The following is an 18,423-nucleotide window of genomic DNA, read 5'->3' on the forward strand; positions in this document are numbered from 1 at the left end:
CATGGTGCCCAGGTCAAGCTCCTGTTCCGTACCCGACAGCCGACGTGGGATGGGACCGGAGCAGTGCAGCGATTCACCAGGAACAGGCAGCCGGCCGAGCACCGGGAGCAGCGGTCGGCCGCGCGCATCCCCGGGACAGCGGGCCGCGCCCTCCAGCAGCGTGCCGCCCTCGCCCTGGCCGTGACCGTGCTGGGTGCCGTCCCGCTCGCGGCCTGCACCCCCGGCGCGACCGCCGCACGGGCGACGATGACGGTCGAGGCCTCGTCCCGGCCGGCACTCCAGCCCTTCTACGGGCAGAAGCTCGACTGGACCGCCTGCGGCGACCTGCGCTGCGCCACCCTGACCGTCCCGATGGACTACGCCCACCCGGAGAACGGGAAGACCTTCGCCCTCCCCGTGGTCAAGGCGGCCACCGCGATGCCGGACCAGCGCATCGGCAACCTGGTCTTCAACCCGGGCGGACCGGGCGCCTCCGGCGTCGACCAGCTGAAGGACGGTGGCGTCGACTCCTTCACCAAGGCGGCCAGGGCGCACTTCGACATCGTCGGCTTCGACCCGCGCGGCGTCGCCGGCAGCAAGCCCGCCGTGGACTGCACCCCGCCGGACGACGCGCCCGACCAGGCCGGGGACGAGGCGCCGCAGCCCCTCTACCCGCGTACGGACGCCGAACGCCGGGCCGCCCTCGCCGACGCCGACCGCACGGCCGCCGCCTGCCGGGCCCGCAGCGGCGAGATCCTTCCGCACATCGGCACCCTCGACGCCGCCCGCGACCTGGACGTGCTGCGCGCCGCGCTCGGGGACGACAAGCTCAGCTACGTCGGCTGGTCCTACGGCACCTACCTCGGGACCATCTACGCCGAGCAGTTCCCGCAGCGGGTGCGCGCCCTCGTCCTCGACGGCGCCATGGACCCCGCGAAGGACTGGTCCGAGGAGGCGTTGAGCGGCGGCCGCGCCTTCCGCAAGGCCGTCGACGACTACGCCGACAACTGCGCCAAGGTCGTCGGACCGGCCTGCCCGGCCGCCACCCCGGACGGCATCCGCACGCTCATCGCCGACCTCTACGCGAAGACCGCCCGTCACCCGCTGCGGATCAAGGGCAGCGACCGGCGGCTCGACGAGAACGCCCTGCACGGTGCCCTCACCGCGTCGATGTACACACCGGAGGCGCAGTGGGCGCCGCTCTCCGAGGCCCTGACCGCGGCGCGCAAGGGCGACGGCGGCAAGCTCGCGGACCTCGCCGACCACGGCCAGGACCTCCAGGGCGACGGTTCCGCCGAGGCCACCGCCGATCCCGCTCCGCGCGACAACAGCGGCGAGGTCCTGACGGCCGTCAACTGCCTGGACAACCCGCACCCCGAGGACCCCCAGGCCTACTGGCAGCTGCTCGACCGCGCCCACCAGGAGTCCGGCCCCTTCGGCGCCGCCACCGTGCTCGCCGACCTCACCTGCCGCACCTGGCCGACCGGACCGCTGAAGCCGCACCGCGTCCAGGCCGACGGCCTGCCACCGGTCCTCGTCGTCGGCACCACCGGCGACGCGGCGACCCCGTACCAGGACGCCCGGAGCCTCGCCGCCCAGCTCCCCGGCGGCATGCTCCTCACCTACCAGGGCCTGGGCCACACCGCCTACGGGCGCAGCAACGCCTGCGTGACCGACGCCGTCGACGTCTACCTCGTGGACCTCAAGCTCGTTCAACCCGGGGCGAGTTGCTGACCTGCCGCTTCTGATGCCTACCGTTGGAGGACCGGGTGCCCCGGCCCGGTCAGGCGTTCTGGTGGGCGGGCGAGTGATCGGGCAGGATGCCGTCCATGACACCTTCCTTAGGCCAAGGTCCCTCCGACGTGCCGCAGTTGAGCGTTCCTGGAGGTCTGGGGTCGACGTTCGACGTGGTGGTGGTCGGCAACGGGGTGCTCGGCCTGTCGCTGACGCTGGTCCTGCTCCGGCGCGGGCTGCGGGTCACGGTGGTCGGTGAGGAGGGCCGGCCGATGGCCGCGTCGGCGGCGGCCGGGGCGATGAACGGGTGCTTCGGCGAGGTGACCGCGGCCACCCTGGACAACCCGTACGGGCTGGCGAAGCTGGAGCTGGACGTGGCCGCCACCCGCAGGTGGGACGACTGGCTGGCCGCGCTGGAGGAGGACACCGGGGTCGGCGGGATCCGGTGTGCCAGCGGCACGGTCGTGATCCACAACTCCATCGGAATGGCGGAGATCGACGATGCCGGGATGACGGCGATCCGCACCGCGCTGGAGACCTACGGGGAGCCCTTCGAGGCCGTCGATCCGGCCGAGGCCGTCCCTTGGCTGGATCCTCAGCCCACCGCCCGGCCGCTGGCCGCCCTGTTCATCCCGGGCGAGCACGGGGTCGACTCCGGCCGACTGCTCGACGCGCTGCACACCGCCGTCCTGCGGCACGGCGGCACCTTCGTGCCCGAGCACGCCGTTCGGCTCGTGTACGGCGCGGGCGCCGTCCGCGGTGTCGGTCTGGCCGACGGGACGGTCCTGGCCGGTGACCGGGTCGTGCTCGCCGCCGGAGTCGGCTCCCAGGCGCTGCTGGACACCGCTCCCATGGAGGTCTCCGCACCGATCCCGCGCCTGATCAGCGGGCTCGGCGTCTCCGTCGTGCTGTCGAACCGCCCGGACGCGCCGCCGCCGGACAGCGTCGTGCGCACACCGAACCGGTCGTTCGGCTGCGGGCTGCACACCGTGCCGCGCGGCCCGCACCACGTGTACGTGGGCGCCACCAACACCACCAGGCCGTACCCCAGCAGCGACCCGGCCGTCCGCGACCTCACCTTCCTGCTGGACTGTGCCGCCCGGCAGTTGCGCCGCGACCTGTGGCACAGCGACATCACCGCCACCCGGGTCGGCAACCGGCCGATGACGCTGGACGGCTTCCCGCTGTTGGGCGAGACCCGGCTGGCGGGCCTGTGGATGATGACCGGGACGTTCCGCGACGGCCTGCACACCTCACCGCTGCTGGCCGCCGAGCTGGCCGACTGGATCATCGACGGCAAGCCGCCCGTGCCGGAACTGGAGCTGTTCCAGCCGACCCGGCCGCCGATCCAGACCATGGACCGCCGGGACACCGTCCGCTACGCCACCGTGCACCGGCTGGCGATCGGCCACGAGTGGAACTGGTCGCTGCCGGTCGAATGGCCCGTCCTCCTCGACCCGATGTACGAGGCGCAGTACCGGGCGGTCGCCGAGCAGTTGCACGACACGGTCACCCCGCCCCCGGAGGTGCTCGCCTACATCCCCGCCTTCCCCGAACTGGCTGACATGCTGCGGATCTACTACGACAACGCCGGCCCACGCGCGGCCGCCGGGTGACGTGATCTCCGGCCCGGCGGGAGCAGCCCGTGCCCGGTCGTCAGCCGCGCCGCGGGAGGCTGCTGCGGATGCCCGGGAGGGTGCCGAACAGTGCCTGGTGGAGCGGGCCGTCGAGCGGTTCGCCGAGGGGGCCGGGCCAGGTCACCGCGGACTCGGCGTCCTCGGCCCGGAGCAGCGTGCAGCCGGCCTCCAGGACGGTGTCCAGGATGGCCCGCTCGACGTCGGTGACCGCGGGTTCGACCGGCTCGGTCCGGAGGCGGCGCAGTCGGCGGGGAGCGGGCGTGGTCACCCGCAAAAGCATGGCGAAGGTGCCGCTCGCGGACAGTGCCAGCCGCCACTCGGCGTGCTTCTCGGTGTGTTGGAGGATCAGGTGGCCCGGGCCGGCCGGGTCGGTGACCTCGACCGTGGCGGCCAGGTTCGCGGCCAGCTCGCGCCGGCCCTGGTCGGGGGTCCGGCCGGCGGTTCGGACGGCGTCGAGGCAGGCGGCGATCCGGGCCGACCGGTCCTCCTCCTGGGGCGGGCCGACCAGTTCGCGCACGCGGTGGCGGGCCGCGCGGATCCGGGGGATCGGTTCGGTCCGGGGGTTGCCGCGGGCCCGGGCGGGGTTCGGGTCGTCACCGCGCAGCAGCAGGAGGTCGAGGGCGGTCGTGTAGTGGTCGGCGGCCCGGGCCGGGTGGCCGGCGGCGGCCAGGCAGTCGGCCACGTCCTCGTAGGCGTCGGAGCCGCCCGCTTTGCACGCGTGCTTCTCGGCCGCCTCGACCGTGGCCCAGGCCTCCTCCGTCCGGCCCGCCCGGAACAGGGCGGACGCGTAGTCCGGGAGCGCCCACTTCAGCTTGCGGAAGGTGGGGCGGGCCGCCGCCACTCCGTCGAGCAGGGCCAGTGCGCGCTCGTGGAACTCGGCATCGGTCCAGTCCTGCGCGGCCTGGGCCATGTACCGCAGGCGCGCCGTGCCGGTCTTGCCGGCGGCGGAGTCCTCGTGGTCCCGGGCGCTCTCCTCGGAGGTGTAGGACAGCGGGCTGAACGGTTTCCTCACGGTGTTTCTCCGGGCGCTGGTGAGCAGGGCCCGATCGTTCTATCAGGAGGTCGGGCCCCGTACGCACCCACCCCTCGCGAGGCCCGGCCGAGGTGGCGGGCCCCGCGAGCGGGCTCAGTGCCCGGCCGGGTGGAACAGCGAGTCGTCGTAGTCCGGGAAGACGGCCGGCATCACGTGGCGGAACGCGGTGACCTCCTCGGTCTTCTCCAGGCCCGGGCAGAGCGTCTGCGGCCAGTACCAGAAGCCGCGGGAGGCGATCAGCCGTTCCAGGTAGGCGTCGAAGGAGTACCCGGTGTCGTGCAGTTCCTCGCCGAGGTAGTGGTAGTGGACGGAGTCGCGCGGGGGGACGAACGCCGCGCAGGCCTCGGAGGTGAACCGGTCGAAGGGCCGGACGGCGCGGAACTCCTGGTCCTCCTCCGAGTGCCAGGTGATGCCCTGCCAGTCGCCGAGGACCTGGTGCAGCGGCAGCAGGTTGATCAGGCCCTGGTCGGAGAGGTCGTCGTTCAGCAGTTCGGGAACGGTGTGCCGCCAGGTGACGCGGACGGCGCCGACCTCGCGGTAGAAGGCCTCGACACCCGCCGGGAGGCGGCCGTCGGCCTGGCGGACGGCGGACTCTAGGTCGGCCGGTGGGGTCGGTGGCGCGAGGGTAGCTTCCAGGAGCTCCACCCGGGGGTTGCGCTCCAGGTCGGCGATCATCGCGGTCAGCCGGGCACGGGGGTCGATCACGTACGTACGTCTCCTTCGGCGCCTTCGGCGGCGCCATCGGGTGCGGTCACTTCAGCCGGTTGTTCTCGATCTCCCAGGCGTCGCCGCCCAGTTCCTTGCCCGCGGTGTCGTAGACCGTGTACTCGGCGTGGATCTTGCCGGCGAGCTTGGCGGCGTAGTTGTTGTCGATGTCGGTGTCCACGCTGGCGTTGCCGGTCTTGAAGTCCGCTGCGGAGGGGTGGCTGCTGTAATCGGCCTCCACGTAGTACTCGACCACGTGGCCCTTGTTCAGCACCTCGTCCTTCATCTTCTTCTCGACCTTGGAGTGGTGCGCCGAGTTCGCGGACGCGGTGATCGGCGTCATGTTCTTCATGACGCCGGGGCCGCCGACGTTGTGGTTGAGCAGGTGCCCCTGCACCATGTAGTTCGAGAACCAGGTGCCGGTCGCGCCGCTCTTGGGCCACCAGGACGGCTGCTCCTTGGGCGCGGAGCCCGTTCCGAGCTGCCCGGGCCAGAGCTCGGCGTGCATCGTGGTGCCGACGCCGTTGCCGTTCGTCCCGCCGTAGTTGACGTACGGGGCGCCGGCGAACGCCCGCTGGACCGGCAGCTCCTGCGCCGGGCCCGCTGCCGGAGCGGCGACCCGTTGGACGGCGGCGTCGGGCACAGGCCCGCTCAGCGCCCGGACGGCGTTCGCCTCGGCGGCGCGCTCGAAGCGGTCGCCGGGGTCGCTGACGGACAGGCCGTTCCCGTGGTCGGTGCCGGACACCGGGCCCGAGCGCTGCTGGATGACATGGGTCAACTCGTGGGCCAGGGTGTGCTTGTCGCCGCCGCCCTGGCCGATCACCACGTGCTCGCCGGAGGTGTAGGCACGGGCGCTCATCTCGGCCGCCGAGCGGGCCGCGGTGGGGCCGTCGTGGACCCGCACGCTGCTGAAGTCGGCGCCCAGGCGGGCCTCCATCTCCGTCCGCACGCCGTCGGCCAGCGGACGGCCCGGCGACCGCAGCACCTGGTGGACCGTCGAACGCTGGACCGCCGCTTCCTCCGACTCCCGCTGCTGCTGGAGCAGTTGGACGACGGCCGCGTTGCCTATGCTGCGCTGCAACGCCGCGAGCGAACGGGGGTCCGCCGGGACGGACTGCCGCTGTGCGGCCGGCCGGCCGCGGTCGCGGCGCTCGGACTGGCTCTGCGTCTTCGGGTCGTGCGCGTGCACATCCACCTCCTGGACAGGCGGTTCGCACCGCGGTCGCTCTGTGTTCCATGCCGGTCTACGGCGGGTGCCGTGGCTCGCGCAAGGACCAAAGGGGCAGTGTTGGGGGCAAATTCGGGGGCACCCGGTGGTTGTCACCCCGGCCGGCCGGCCCCCGAGGCGGCGGCGCCGTCGTCGGGGCCGCGGTCGGAGCCATCGTCCGGACGGTCCGCCGCGGCCTGTCCGGCCCGGTCGGCGATCTGCTGGAGCGCGGCGATGTGCGCGCGCAACCGCTCCCGGCCCACGTCGGTGGCCCGTACCCAGGTGCGGCGGTGTGCGCCGACCCTGCCCTTGCGGATCTCGACGAGACCGGCGCCGCCGAGCGTGGTGAGCTGCTTGGACAGCGCCGAGTCGCTCAGCCCGGCGTGGTCGCGGACGAAGGCGAACTCGCACCAGGTGGTCGCGGACACCAGGGAGACGATGGTCAGCCTGGTCGGGTCCAGGAGGAGCTGGTCCAGTCCGGACACGGCGCCCGCGGTCGGATCGGTCACCTTCACCGGACCGCCGTACGACGGGCCAGCCGCCGCAGCACCGCGCCGGCCAGCAGGCCCGCGGCGACGTAGAGGGCGGCGTACGGGAGGGCGGCGGTGGTGTACGGGTGCTCGCGGATCCAGGCGGGCATGCCGGAGTCGGTCAGCAGGCTGTGCACGGCGTGGCCGGTGCCGTACCCGACGGCGCCGGCGAGCAGGGCGACCAGCGCGACGGGAAGCCCCGCGTACCCGGGCAGGGCGCTGCGGTGCGGGGTGCCGGAGGCGGCGGCCACGCGCGGGCTGCGCCGCCCGGCGACGACCCAGGCGACGGCGAGGGCGCCGAGGCCGAGCGAGGCGACACTCCGGGCGGTGGGGCCGAAGTCGTCGGCGGCGAGGAACGAGGCCATGACGGCGCCGAACACCGCCCACACCCACCAGGGGGCGCGCAGCGACTGGGCGGCGTCGAGGCGGGCCTTGCGGACGCGGGCCAGCGCGTCGCGGGCCTCGGACGGGGTGGGCGTACTCATGGTGGTCTCCCCTTCGGACGCTTACTTTCCTACAAGGAAAGTAAGCCCTACTTTCCCGCTGGGCAAGTAGGCGAAAGGGTGAATCCGAGGCAGGGGCGGGGGCGGGGGCGGGGGCAGGGACAGGGACGGGGCAGGGGCAGGGGCGGGCACCCGGCTCAGGCCGGCAGGCCGATGGCGCGCTCCCGGTTGCGGCGCTGCTGGGCGACCACGGCGGCGACCAGCAGGGTGCCCTGGGCGACGTTCTGCCAGAAGGAGTTGATCCCCTCGACGGTGAGCCCGTTCTGCAGCGCGCCCAGCAGGGCCACCGCCAGCAGGGTGCCGCCGACCCCGCCCTTGCCGCCCTTGAGCGCGCAGCCGCCGAGCGCGGCGGCGGTGATCGACTGCAGCTCAAGGCCCTCGCTGCCGGAGACCGGCTGCCCGGAGCCGGTGCGGGCGGTGAGCAGCACGCCGGCCAGGGCGGCGACGGTGCCGGCCAGCACGTAGGCGGAGATCAGGTACTTGTTGAGGGCGATGCCGGCCAGCCGGGCGGCGGTGGGGTTGCCGCCGATCGCGTAGATGTTGCGGCCGATGTCGGTGTAGGTGAGCAGTACGTGGACGGCCGCGGCGACCAGGATCAGCAGCCACACCATGGTGGGCAGCCCGGCGACCTTGCCGCGGCTGAGGAAGACGAACACCGGGTCGCCGAGGACGTAGCCCTGGGCGCGCCCGCCGGAGACCAGCTGGGCCAGGCCTTTGTACGCGGCCAGGCCGGCCAGGGTGGCGATGGTCGCGTTGACCCGGCCGTAGACGATGACGCCGCCGTTGAGCAGGCCGATGGCCGCCCCGATCAGCAGGGCCGCGCCGATGCCCAGCGGGGCGCTCGACCCGGTGGAGGTGAAGACCATCGCGCTGGTGACGGACGCCAGGCCGGCCTGGGAGCCGACCGAGATGTCCAGGCCGCCGCAGACGATGACCACGGTCTGGACCACGGCCAGCAGGCCAGCGATGGTGACGGCCTCGGTGATGCCCTGGATGTTGTCCCAGCTCAGGAAGTTGTCGTTGAGCCAGCCGAAGAGGGCGAGGACGGCGACCAGCGCGCCGAGCAGGCTGAGGTTCTGCCCGCCGAGGGCGGCGAGCCGGGCGAGCGCGCGGCGCGCCGGGTGCGCCCGCTCCGGTCCGCTGTCGGGGACGGCGCTGGTGCTCATCAGGCGGCTCCGGTCGGGGAGTTGGGGTCCTGGGGCGACGGGGGCGGGGCGGGGGCGGCCAGGTCGTCGGCGATCGTGGGGGCGGCCAGGTCGTCGGCCATGGCGAGGGCGAGGACGGCCTCCTCGGTGGCCCCGGCGCGGTCGAGTTCGCCGGTGACCCGGCCGTTCTGCAGCACCACGATGCGGTCGGCGAGGCCGAGCACTTCCGGCAGTTCGGAGGAGACCACCAGGACGGCGACGCCGTCGCGGGCCAGGTCGGCGATGATCCGGTAGATCTCGGCCTTGGCGCCGATGTCGACGCCGCGGGTGGGCTCGTCGAGGATCAACAGCCCGGGGCGGCGGGCCAGCCAGCGGGCGAGCACCACCTTCTGCTGGTTGCCGCCGGACAGGGTGCGCACCTCGGCCTCGATCGAGGGCGCGCGGACCCGCAGCCGGTCGGCGTACTCCTGGGCGAGCGCGCGTTCCTGCGCCCGGCGGACGAACCGGCGGCGGCGCAGCGCGGGGTAGCTGACCAGGGCGGTGTTGTCCCGGACGGTCCGGTGCAGCAGCAGCGCCTGCGCCTTGCGCTCCTCGGGGGCGAGGCCGATCCCGGCCGCGATCGCGTCCCGGGGGCCGCGCAGGCGCAGCGGTTCGCCGTCCAGCAGGACGGTGCCCGAGCGGATCGGCGCGTCACCGGCCAGGGCGAGGGCGAGTTCGGAGCGGCCGGCGCCGATCAGTCCGGCCAGGGCCACCACCTCGCCCGCGTGGACCCGCAGGTCGATGCCGCGGACGGCGTCGGTGGTGAGGCCCCGGACGTCGAGGACGACGCGGTCGGTGGCGACCCGCTCCCGGGTGAACAGGGCGGACAGGTCGCGGCCGACCATCAGCCGGACGATCCCGGCCTCGTCGGCCCCGGCCGCGTCCACCACCCCCGCCAGCGCACCGTCGCGCAGGACGGCGATCCGGTCGGCGAGCCGGAAGACCTCCTTCATCCGGTGCGACACGTAGACGACCGCGATCCCCTCCGCGCGCAGCCGTCCGATCAGGGCGAACAGCGCCTCGCTCTCCTGCTCGGAGAGCGACGAGGTGGGCTCGTCGAAGGCGATGGCGCGGGCCGGCACCCGGCCGGTGAGGGCGCGCAGGATCTCGACCAACTGACGCTGGGCGGCGGTGAGTTCGGAGCCGAGCAGGTCGGGGTCGAGGACCTTGGCGAAGCCGAGCCGGGCCAGGTCGGCGGTGATCCGGCGGCGCAGCTCGGCCCGGTCGAGCCGCCGGTCCAGGCGGTGGCCGGTGCGGCGCGGCAGCGAACCGGCGTACACGTTCTCGGCGACCGAGACGTGCGGGATGATCTCCGGTTCCTGCGGGATGATCCGGATCCCGGCCCGGCGGGCGTCCATCGGGGAGGAGAGCGCGAGCGGGACGCCGTCCAGGCGCACCGTGCCCTCGCTCGGGCGGTGGTCGCCGGTCAGGATCCTGAGCAGGGTGGACTTGCCCGCGCCGTTCTCGCCCATCAGGGCGGTGACCCGGCCGGGCGGGAAGCGCAGGGTCACGTCGTCCAGCGCCCGGACGGCGCCGAAGCGCTTGCCGATGCCCTCGGCGGCGAGTCCCTCGGTGGCGGGTCCCTCGGTGGCGGGTCCCGAGGGCGGGACGGGGGAGTGGTGCGTCATCGCGGCCTCCCTGACGGAGCGGGTCCGGCCTCTCGGCCGGAGGGTCAGCTGCAGGGCACGCCGACGGACTGCCAGCTCGCCGCGTCGACCATCTTGGTCGGGGCGAAGGCCTCGGCGGGCATCTCCTTGCCGTTCTTCAGCCGGTCGTAGAGGGTCTGGACGGCGAGCGCCCCGACGTCCTTGCCGTTGATGAACAGCGCGGCCTTCATCCCGGACGGCTTGCCGCTGCCCCAGTCCTTGCAGGCCAGGTAGGCGCCCAGGCCGACGCCGTCGATGTCGGCGGGGGAGACGCCGGCGTTCTGCAGCGCGGTGACGCCGCCCTGGACGTTCTCGTCGTTGCAGCCCCAGACCACCCAGTGCTTGACGCCCGGGTTGGCGGTGAGGGTGGCGGCGACCTTGTCCTGGGCGCCGGTCGGGGTGTTGTCGGTGGCCACGTCGATGGTCCGCACGCCGGGCACCGTCGCGGAGAAGGCCGCCTCGGCGCCCTTGACCCGGTCACCGCAGACGGTGACGTCCTGCTGCCAGGCGGAGATGATCCGGGTGTCGGCCGGGTTCCAGCCCGCCTTGGTGAACTCCTCGGCGGCCCGCTTGCCGACCTCGGTGCCCATCTGCGTGCCGGAGAACCCGACCCGGGGCACCAGGTCGGCCTTGGCGCACTTCGCCGGGTCGGGTCCGGTGGCGCAGACCTGGTCGTCCGAGGTGAGCAACGCGGTGCTGGCGTCCTTGGCCAGCTGGACCACCTGGGGGCCGACGGCCGGGTCCGGGACGACGACGATCAGGCCGTTGCTCTTCTGGGCGATCGCGGACCGGACCTCGCTCACGGTCTTGTTGGCGTCGCTGCCGAGGTCCACCACCCGCAGGTCCACGCCGAGTTCGGCGGCCTTGGCCTTGGCACCGGCGGCCTCGCCGACGAAGTACTCCTGGTCGCCCTGCTTCTGCAGGTAGCTGATCGAGATCTTCCCGCTCACCGGGGCGACCGAGGCGGCGCCCCCGGAGGTCGACTCCTGGCCGGTGGAGCAGGCCGTGAGCGCGAGCCCGGCGGCGAGCCCCAACGCGGCGACGGACAGCGGGCGTGAGGGTGTGCGGCGCGGTGAGGCCATGGGGAACAAGCCGGCTCCTTGGGGATCCCGGCCGGTGGTGGGCCGGGGGAGAGGGAAGGTGCCTTTGCGTGAACACGGCCAATATGAAGCGGAATTGCCCAGGAGTCAACATTTGCGAACAGAATCGCACGCACCTTTCGAGGTGCCCGCCGGGGCCCGGTGCGGATGCGGCGGGAGGGGTGGTGCCCCGGCGGACGTACCCCTGTTTGATTCTGTCTGGTTGTGATCGGTTCTTGCCGCTCCCGCTGCGCCCTGACGTCCGTTCAGCGGCGCGGCATGCCGCCGTGCGGGCTGCTGGCGATCAACGCCAGGGACCCTTCGGCGAGGTAGTAGTGCCCGGGGTGGTGCTCGATGTGCAGATGGCCGCCGTCGTCGTAGTCGCCCAGGTCGCGCAGAATGCTCGCCAACAGCGCCCGGCCGGGCTCGTCACCGCTGATCACCAGAACCCGCCGCTCGGGGTCGTAACCGAGCAGCACTCCGGGGCCGGCCGTCCCCGTGACCTCGACCCCCGCCAACGCGTCGTCGCCGGGCGAGACCGTGACATCGGCCCTCCCTGCTCCGGTGGCGATCGCGTCCGCGAGGCGCTGGTACTCCTCCGCCGTCGCGGAGAGGTCGGCGTAGCCCCACGTGGGGTGGTGGTCGAGTCTCATGTCCGTCAGCACTCCTTCGAGATCGGACGCCCTGATGCGATCCCGCCGCCGGACACCCTCCCGCATCGGAATCCGATCGTCCAGGCAGTTCGCAGGGCGGTGAGGGAGCCGAGCCTCGCCATCAAGACCGTTGGATACGTCAACGTGGTGCAGGCCAAGGACTCCTGACGCCCACGGCCCCCGGCCCGGCGGTCCCGGGGCACAGCGCACGGGGGCGCGGGAGCGGCAAGGCCCGTGCTGCGCGCGCCCCGTCGTGCACCCGGGCGGGTTGGTGAACCCTTTCCGCGGGCCGGGCCTGGGGGTTCGGGTTCGTTCTGGCGCGATCGAGGTGTGCGGTGGCCGGTTCGCGGCCTGGTGACGCCGGTCACAGCCTGACATGATCCGTGCCCGGACCGATCACGGACCGCGCCCGCATGGCGCCTGTCCGTGAGTGGAACGGTCCGCCACCACGGGGGTCGAGCCGTGCCGGGCCCGCCCGGCCGTACGAAGGGAAGTCCCTTGACCGGTTCCGCACACCGCAAGCCCCAACCGGCGACCTCGCTGACGGCGGATCTGAACGCCGCGATCGGCGTCCCGTCGCCGGACCAGGACCCGGAGGCCGCCCTCGCGGCCCGCGGGCTCATCGAGGCGCTGCCCGCGGACCTCACGGTGGACCGGGAGGGGAGCGAGTTCCCGGCCTGGCGCCTGGGCCCGTACGCGTTCCTGACCGGGGAGGCGCCCGACACCGTCAACCCCAGCCTGTGGCGCAACGCGCTGCTGAACATGAACACCGGCCTGTTCGAGGTCGTGGCGAACGCCGTCTACCAGGTCCGCGGGATGGACCTGTCCAACATCAGTTTCCTGGAGGACCCCACGGGTGCCTCCCGGGACATCGTGGTGGTGGACCCGCTGGTCAGCGAGGAGTGCGCGAAGGTCGCCCTCGACCTCTACCGCGCACACCGGGGGCAGGACCGCAGGATCTGTGCGGTGATCTTCACCCACTCCCACATCGACCACTACGGTGGCGTGTTGGGCCTCTTCGAGGGCGGCGTGCTGCCGGAGGGCGTGGACGTCATCGCCCCCGACGGGTTCCTGGAGCACGCGGTCAGCGAGAACGTCTACGCCGGCAACGCGATGCAGCGCCGGGCGCTGTTCATGTACGGGGCGCTGTTGGAGCGCTCCGCCGAGGGGCAGGTCGACGCCGGGCTGGGCAAGACCAACTCGACCGGCTCGTCGGGCCTGTTGACCCCGACCTTCACCGTCACCACGGAGGTGGCGGAGCGGGGCAAGGTGGTCCCCGTCGGTCCGGTGAACCTGGAGTTCCAGCTCACCCCGGGCACCGAGGCCCCGGCGGAGCTGAACTTCTACCTGCCCGACGTCCAGGCCGTCTGCATGGCCGAGAACGCCACGCCCACCCTGCACAACCTCTACAGCCTGCGCGGCGCCCAGGTCCGCGACGCCAAGGCCTGGTCGCAGTACCTCAACCAGGCCATCGAGTGGTTCGGCGGGCGCGCCGAGACCCTGTTCGCCAGCCACTTCTGGCCCCGCTGGAACACCGACGAGGCGCCGGACGCGATCGTCTCCTTCCTCACCAGCCAGGCCGACCTCTACCGCTACCTCCACGACCAGTCGCTGCGGCTGGCCAACCACGGTCGGACGATCACCGAGATCGGCGAGGACCTCGACGGCGAGATGCCCGAGAGCCTGTCCGGGCAGTGGTTCAACCGCGGCTACTACGGCACCGTCAACCACGACAGCAAGGCCGTCTACCAGCGCTACCTGGGCTGGTACGACGGAAACGCCGCCCACCTGCACACCCTGCCCCCAGAGAAGGCCGGACCCCGCTACGTCGAGGCGATGGGCGGAGCCGCCAAGGTGGTGGACGTGGCCCGGAAGACCTTCGAGAACGCGACGAGCGCCGAGGACTACCGCTGGGCGGCCGAACTGCTCAGCCACGCCGTCTTCGCCGACCCCACCGACACCGACGCCCGCGCACTGGAGGCCGACGTCCTGGAACAGCTCGGCTACCAGGCCGAGAGCGGACCGTGGCGCAACTTCTACCTCGCCGCCGCCCACGAACTGCGCACCCGGCCGGCCGACGGCACCCCGCCGGGGCTGCCGTCCCCGCAGATCATCGGTGCGCCGACGCTGGCGGCCATGACGTTGGAGATGCTCTTCGACTACGTCGGCATCCGGCTCAACGGACCCGGGGCCGCCGCGCAGCCCCTGACGCTCGGTCTCACCGTCACCGGCGGCCTGCCCGACGACCCGGACCACTGCACCGTCCGGCTGCGCAACGGCGTCCTCGTCTACAGCCCCGGGCGGGCGCTGCACGGCACGGACGCGACCTACACCGTCACCCGGGACGGCCTGAACAACCTCGCCATCGGAGAGACCACCCCCCAGCAGCTGGTGGAGTCCGGCGAGCTCACCGTCACCAGCGGCACCATCGAACCCCTGGACACCCTCAATGCGCTGCTCGACACCTTCGAGTACTGGTTCGGTCTGACCACTCCCTGACCCGGGCCACTCGGGCGGCGGCCGGCACCAGGTGTCGGCCGCCGCCCGGGGGATCCACCGGTCACCCGTCCTCCCGGCCGCGGAACGCCCGGCGGTACTCCCGGGGCGGCACGCCGACCCGGGAGGTGAAGACCGGGCGGAGGGAGACCGCCGAGCCGAAACCGCAGTGGGTGGCGACGGCGTCCACCGGCAGATCGCTCTCCTCCAGCAGGCGTTGGGCGGCGAGGATGCGCTGGTCGAGCAGCCAGCGCAGCGGGGTGGTGCCGGTGGCGGCGGTGAAGCGGCGGGCGAAGGTGCGCTCCGACATCACGGCGTCGGCGGCCATCCGGCCCACCGTCCACGGGGTGTCGAGGGAGGCGAGGATCCCGGCGCGGACGCGCGCCAGCGGGTCGTCCCCGGTCGGCGGCGGGACCGGGCTGGGGATGAACTGGGCCTGGCCGCCGGTCCGGAACGGGGCGGTGACCATGGACCGGGCGATGGCGGCCGCGGCCCGCTGGCCGTGGGCGGTGCGGACCAGGTGGAGGCAGAGGTCGATCCCGGCCGCCACCCCGGCCGAGGTCCACAGGCCGTCGCCGCCGGTGAACAGCACCTCGGGGCGGACCGTCACCGCCGGGTAGCGGCGGGCCAGTTCGGGGACGAGCGCCCAGTGGGTGGTGGCCTCCCGGCCGTCCAGCAGCCCGGCCTCGGCGAGCACGAAGGCGCCCGCGCAGAGCGAGGCGAGCGGCACGCCGCGGGCGTGGACGGCCCGCAGCGCGTCGAGGACGTCGGGACCGGGGACGGCCGACGGGTCCTCGACGCCCGGGACCATGACCAGGTCGCAGTCGGCCAGCGCGTCCAGCCCGTGGTCGGGGACGCGTTCCAGGCCGCCGTCCAGCCGCACCCGGGCGCCGTCCGGCCCGCAGACCCGCAGCTCGAAGGCGGGCACGGCGGTCCGCGAGGACCGCTGCGCCCACACCTCGCCGATCACCGCGTAGTCGAAGGCCCGTACACCGTCGAAGATCAGGCATCCCACCGTTCGCATGGCAGGAATATATCGATGGTTGGCATTCCTGCCCATCACGCCCGGTGTCGGCCGCCGCCCAGGATGGACGTCATGACGAACACCGACGCCTTCGACGCCCCGCTCACCCTCGACCCCGACGCGGTCCTGCTGCTCATCGACGTCCAGCAGGGCTTCGACGACGCCGACTACTTCGGCCCCCGCGACAACCCCCAGGCCGAGCAGCGGATGGCCGACCTGATCGACGCCTGGCAGGCCACCGGGCGCCCGATCGTCACCGTGCAGCACACCGCCCCGGGCGGGCCGCTGGCCGCGGGCACGCCCGGCCACCGGCTGCAGGACTTCGTGGCGGCGCTCACGCCCGAACTGCACATCACCAAGACCGTGAACAGCGCCTTCTACGGCACCCCCGACCTGCACGCCTGGCTCCAGCAGCGCGGCGTCCGGCAGGTGGTGATCAGCGGGATGATCACCAACGTGTGCTGCGAGACCACCACCCGGATGGCCGGGAACCTCGGCTACGACGCGATCTTCCCGACCGACGCCATGCACGCCTTCGACATGACCGGCCCGGACGGCACCGTCGTCCGCGCCGCCGAGTTCGCCCGCGCCACCGCCACGACCCTGCACGCGATGCGCTTCGCCAAGGTCGTGACGACGGACGCGGTCCTGGCGGCCGCCAAGGCCTGACCGGCCGCAGGCGAGGATGCGGAGGCGCCGGAGCGTCTCCGGTGAAGGCGCCCTGGGCGGCGAACGGACGATCCGGAATTCCGGTTCATTCGGTAATGCATTTTTAGCGGGCCGGTCCGAAAAGCGTCAGGGCGCTCGATCCCTTCGTATGGATTACGTATGGGGAATCCATTCCGAGGATTCCCGGGCCTACGATCCGTCTTTACCGAGTAGAAAGACGGATCCGATATGAAGTCCCTGTTCCGACTGAAACGCGCCCTGGCTCACGGGGTCGTCGCGGTCGCCGTGCTCGCCGGCGGAATGACCGTGCAGGCGCAGACCGCCTCCGCGGCCGCCCCCGTGGACACCAGCTGCGGAACGCCCGCCTCGGTGGGCGGCGGCAACTGCATGACCGCGCTGATCAATTCGGCCTTCGACATGATCCGGGGCATGCGCGACGCCGCGAACAACAACAAGCTGGACAATGCGCAGTTCACCCAGGACACCGCGTCGAAGCTGAGCCAGAAGTTCCCCGGATTCAACGTCATGGTGTACAAGACGGTGGGCACCGACCTGTACGACACCGAATGGTTCAAGGGTGAGTACAAGGCGGACATCAAGGGGGTGCTGCTCGACACCACCTACAAGCTCAAGCACTACATGGACAAGGAGAAGCGGGACCCCTCCGGCTACGACGTGTTCCGGATCTGGGTCTTCCAGGGGGACTCGACTTTCCGCAACCGGACCGACGGCGGCTTCATGAACTGGGCGTTCGTCGGCAACGACGGCGACAGCGTCAAGAAGGAGTCGTGGACCTGTCGTTCGGGCACCGCGCGGCCGTACAAGTGCGACGGTGACGTGCGCACCATCCACTTTCCCGGGCGCTCCGGCTACGGCACCAGGACCGGCAGCCTGACCCCCGACTCCAGCCGCCCCGGCTACCACGCCTGTCTGGACGTCAGCGGCAACGGCACCGCGAACGGCACCCCCGTGCAGATGTGGGAGTGCAACGGCGGCGACGCCCAGCGGTGGACCTACAACGGGTACCGGCTGCAGGCGGCCAACGGCAAGTGCCTGGACGTGCCGGGCAACAACACCGGGAACGGCACCAAGCTGCAGATCTGGGACTGCCTGGACAACCCCGGACAGCGCTGGAACATGTCGGCCAGCGGCGGGTTCCGGCACCTGGTGGACCAGGAGGACCGCTCCAAGGACGCCTGCATCGACGACTACAGCGGCCAGACCGGCAACGGCAGCCCGGTGGTGACCTGGTCCTGCGGCTCCGAGACCAACCGGGACGCGCCCAACCAGAACTGGGCCTGGGGCGGCACCCCGCCGACCACCAACCCGACCAACCCGCCCACGCCCGGCAACGGCGCCGACGTGACCCTCAAGCTCGACAACGGCCTGGGCGCCGTCCCGGTCAGCGGCTCGGCCGGCGCGTCGGTCGTCGCCGGGATCCGCGGCGGCAACGAGTCCAAGTGGAAGCTCACCCAGGTCGGCGGCGGCCGCTACCGGATCACCAGCTCGTACGGGCTGGACCTCACCGAGAACAGCGGCTACCTGGCGGAACTCCAGCCGTGGAGCAACGCCGACCGGCAGAAGTGGGAACTGGTCGGGATCGGCAACGGCAAGTACCAGATCCGGATCTCCGGTGACGACTGCCTCGCCCACGACGAGGACTTCAAGCAGCTCGGTGTGTGGACCTGCAAGCAGGACTGGCACCAGGGGTGGGTCCTCGAAAACGCGTCCGGCGGCGTGATCACGCCGACCGGCCCGACCGACCCGACCAAGCCGGACCCGAACCCGAAGCCGAAGCCGGACCCCAAGCCCAAGCCGGACCCGAACCCGGCGGAGTCCGTCCCGACCGAGCGGCCGCTGTTCATCAAGCTCTCCAACGGGCTGGGCGCGACGGCACCGACCGAGACCTCGACCTGGGGCGCGCCGATCGCGGCCGGGATCCTGGGCTACAAGGGGTCCACCTGGACGATCAAGCCGCTGGGCGGCGACCGCTACCGGATCGTCAACGACCTCGGCTACAACCTCACCGAGAACCCCGACACCTACGTCGCCGAGCAGCAGGCGTGGGGCGGCACCGACAACCAGAAGTGGCAGGTCGTCAGCCTCGGCGGCGGCAAGTTCCGGATCCAGATCGACAAGGACGACTGCCTGACCGAGGACTCCGACTTCAAGCAGCTCGGCGTGTGGACCTGTGAGGGCGGCTGGAAGCAGGAGTGGACCTTCCAGCTCCGCTGACCGCCACCTGACGGGAGGGTGACCCGGTCCAGCGGGTGCGGCGGGGGGGGGGGGGGGGGGCCCGGGGCCCCCCCCCCCCCCCCCCCCCCCCGCCCCAAACCCCCCCCCC

At 72.6% G+C, this 18,423-nt stretch carries 15 protein-coding genes; 5 read left to right on the forward strand and 10 right to left on the reverse strand.

The window, feature by feature from the left end; genetic code table 11:
• The first annotated feature begins 63 nt into the window (after positions 1 to 63).
• Together ACIP4P_RS29025 and ACIP4P_RS29030 are read left to right on the forward strand one after the other, a co-directional pair.
• Positions 64 to 1,713 carry an alpha/beta hydrolase gene (locus tag ACIP4P_RS29025; RefSeq protein WP_400923403.1) on the forward strand — a complete coding sequence of 550 codons (1,650 nt, stop codon included), beginning with the start codon at positions 64 to 66 and terminating at the stop codon, positions 1,711 to 1,713.
• Positions 1,714 to 1,808: 95 nt separating this feature from the next.
• A complete protein-coding gene (locus ACIP4P_RS29030) occupies positions 1,809 to 3,329 on the forward strand; it encodes an NAD(P)/FAD-dependent oxidoreductase (protein WP_400923405.1) in 1,521 nt (506 codons plus the stop codon).
• A gap of 40 nt (positions 3,330 to 3,369) precedes the next feature.
• Here ACIP4P_RS29030 and ACIP4P_RS29035 read toward each other — a convergent pair whose 3' ends face one another.
• The 9 genes from ACIP4P_RS29035 to ACIP4P_RS29075 all read right to left on the reverse strand — a co-directional run bounded on the left by ACIP4P_RS29035 (position 3,370) and on the right by ACIP4P_RS29075 (position 11,890).
• A complete protein-coding gene (locus ACIP4P_RS29035; protein ID WP_400923407.1) occupies positions 3,370 to 4,362 on the reverse strand; it encodes a hypothetical protein in 993 nt (330 codons plus the stop codon).
• A gap of 114 nt (positions 4,363 to 4,476) precedes the next feature.
• Positions 4,477 to 5,088 (reverse strand): hypothetical protein, encoded by a 612-nt coding sequence (locus ACIP4P_RS29040; RefSeq protein ID WP_400923409.1) that lies wholly within the window; start codon positions 5,086 to 5,088, stop codon positions 4,477 to 4,479.
• Positions 5,089 to 5,134: 46 nt separating this feature from the next.
• Positions 5,135 to 6,277, reverse strand: a complete 1,143-nt coding sequence (locus tag ACIP4P_RS29045) for a DUF4157 domain-containing protein (protein WP_400923411.1) — start codon at positions 6,275 to 6,277, stop codon at positions 5,135 to 5,137.
• Between the two features lie 131 nt (positions 6,278 to 6,408).
• Positions 6,409 to 6,810, reverse strand: coding sequence for a transcriptional regulator (locus ACIP4P_RS29050; protein ID WP_400923412.1), 402 nt, complete (start codon positions 6,808 to 6,810; stop codon positions 6,409 to 6,411).
• Positions 6,807 to 7,310 carry a hypothetical protein gene (locus ACIP4P_RS29055; RefSeq protein WP_400923414.1) on the reverse strand — a complete coding sequence of 168 codons (504 nt, stop codon included), beginning with the start codon at positions 7,308 to 7,310 and terminating at the stop codon, positions 6,807 to 6,809. The genes ACIP4P_RS29050 and ACIP4P_RS29055 overlap by 4 nt, the downstream gene beginning before the upstream one ends.
• A gap of 155 nt (positions 7,311 to 7,465) precedes the next feature.
• Positions 7,466 to 8,494, reverse strand: a complete 1,029-nt coding sequence (locus tag ACIP4P_RS29060) for an ABC transporter permease (protein ID WP_400923416.1) — start codon at positions 8,492 to 8,494, stop codon at positions 7,466 to 7,468.
• On the reverse strand, positions 8,494 to 10,140 hold the full coding sequence (locus ACIP4P_RS29065; protein WP_400923418.1) for a sugar ABC transporter ATP-binding protein: 1,647 nt from the start codon (positions 10,138 to 10,140) through the stop codon (positions 8,494 to 8,496). Before ACIP4P_RS29065 ends, ACIP4P_RS29060 begins: the two co-directional genes overlap by 1 nt.
• Before the next feature lie 44 nt (positions 10,141 to 10,184).
• Positions 10,185 to 11,240, reverse strand: a complete 1,056-nt coding sequence (locus tag ACIP4P_RS29070) for a substrate-binding domain-containing protein (RefSeq protein WP_400923420.1) — start codon at positions 11,238 to 11,240, stop codon at positions 10,185 to 10,187.
• A 263-nt stretch (positions 11,241 to 11,503) separates the two neighbouring features.
• Positions 11,504 to 11,890, reverse strand: a complete 387-nt coding sequence (locus tag ACIP4P_RS29075; RefSeq protein ID WP_400923422.1) for a hypothetical protein — start codon at positions 11,888 to 11,890, stop codon at positions 11,504 to 11,506.
• A gap of 498 nt (positions 11,891 to 12,388) precedes the next feature.
• On the opposite strand from ACIP4P_RS29075, the gene ACIP4P_RS29080 reads away from it, so the two are divergent.
• Positions 12,389 to 14,389 carry an alkyl/aryl-sulfatase gene (locus ACIP4P_RS29080; protein ID WP_400923424.1) on the forward strand — a complete coding sequence of 667 codons (2,001 nt, stop codon included), beginning with the start codon at positions 12,389 to 12,391 and terminating at the stop codon, positions 14,387 to 14,389.
• A 61-nt stretch (positions 14,390 to 14,450) separates the two neighbouring features.
• Here ACIP4P_RS29080 and ACIP4P_RS29085 read toward each other — a convergent pair whose 3' ends face one another.
• Positions 14,451 to 15,410, reverse strand: coding sequence for a helix-turn-helix domain-containing protein (locus ACIP4P_RS29085; RefSeq protein WP_350510532.1), 960 nt, complete (start codon positions 15,408 to 15,410; stop codon positions 14,451 to 14,453).
• 72 nt (positions 15,411 to 15,482) lie between these two features.
• Here ACIP4P_RS29085 and ACIP4P_RS29090 point away from each other — a divergent pair, with 72 nt between their 5' ends.
• On the forward strand, positions 15,483 to 16,079 hold the full coding sequence (locus ACIP4P_RS29090; RefSeq protein ID WP_400923427.1) for a cysteine hydrolase family protein: 597 nt from the start codon (positions 15,483 to 15,485) through the stop codon (positions 16,077 to 16,079).
• A gap of 228 nt (positions 16,080 to 16,307) precedes the next feature.
• A complete protein-coding gene (locus ACIP4P_RS29095; RefSeq protein WP_400923429.1) occupies positions 16,308 to 18,314 on the forward strand; it encodes a ricin-type beta-trefoil lectin domain protein in 2,007 nt (668 codons plus the stop codon).
• Positions 18,315 to 18,423: the final 109 nt, after the last annotated feature.

It is taken from the genome of Kitasatospora sp. NPDC089509 (assembly GCF_044749365.1).
Lineage (GTDB): Bacteria > Actinomycetota > Actinomycetes > Streptomycetales > Streptomycetaceae > Kitasatospora.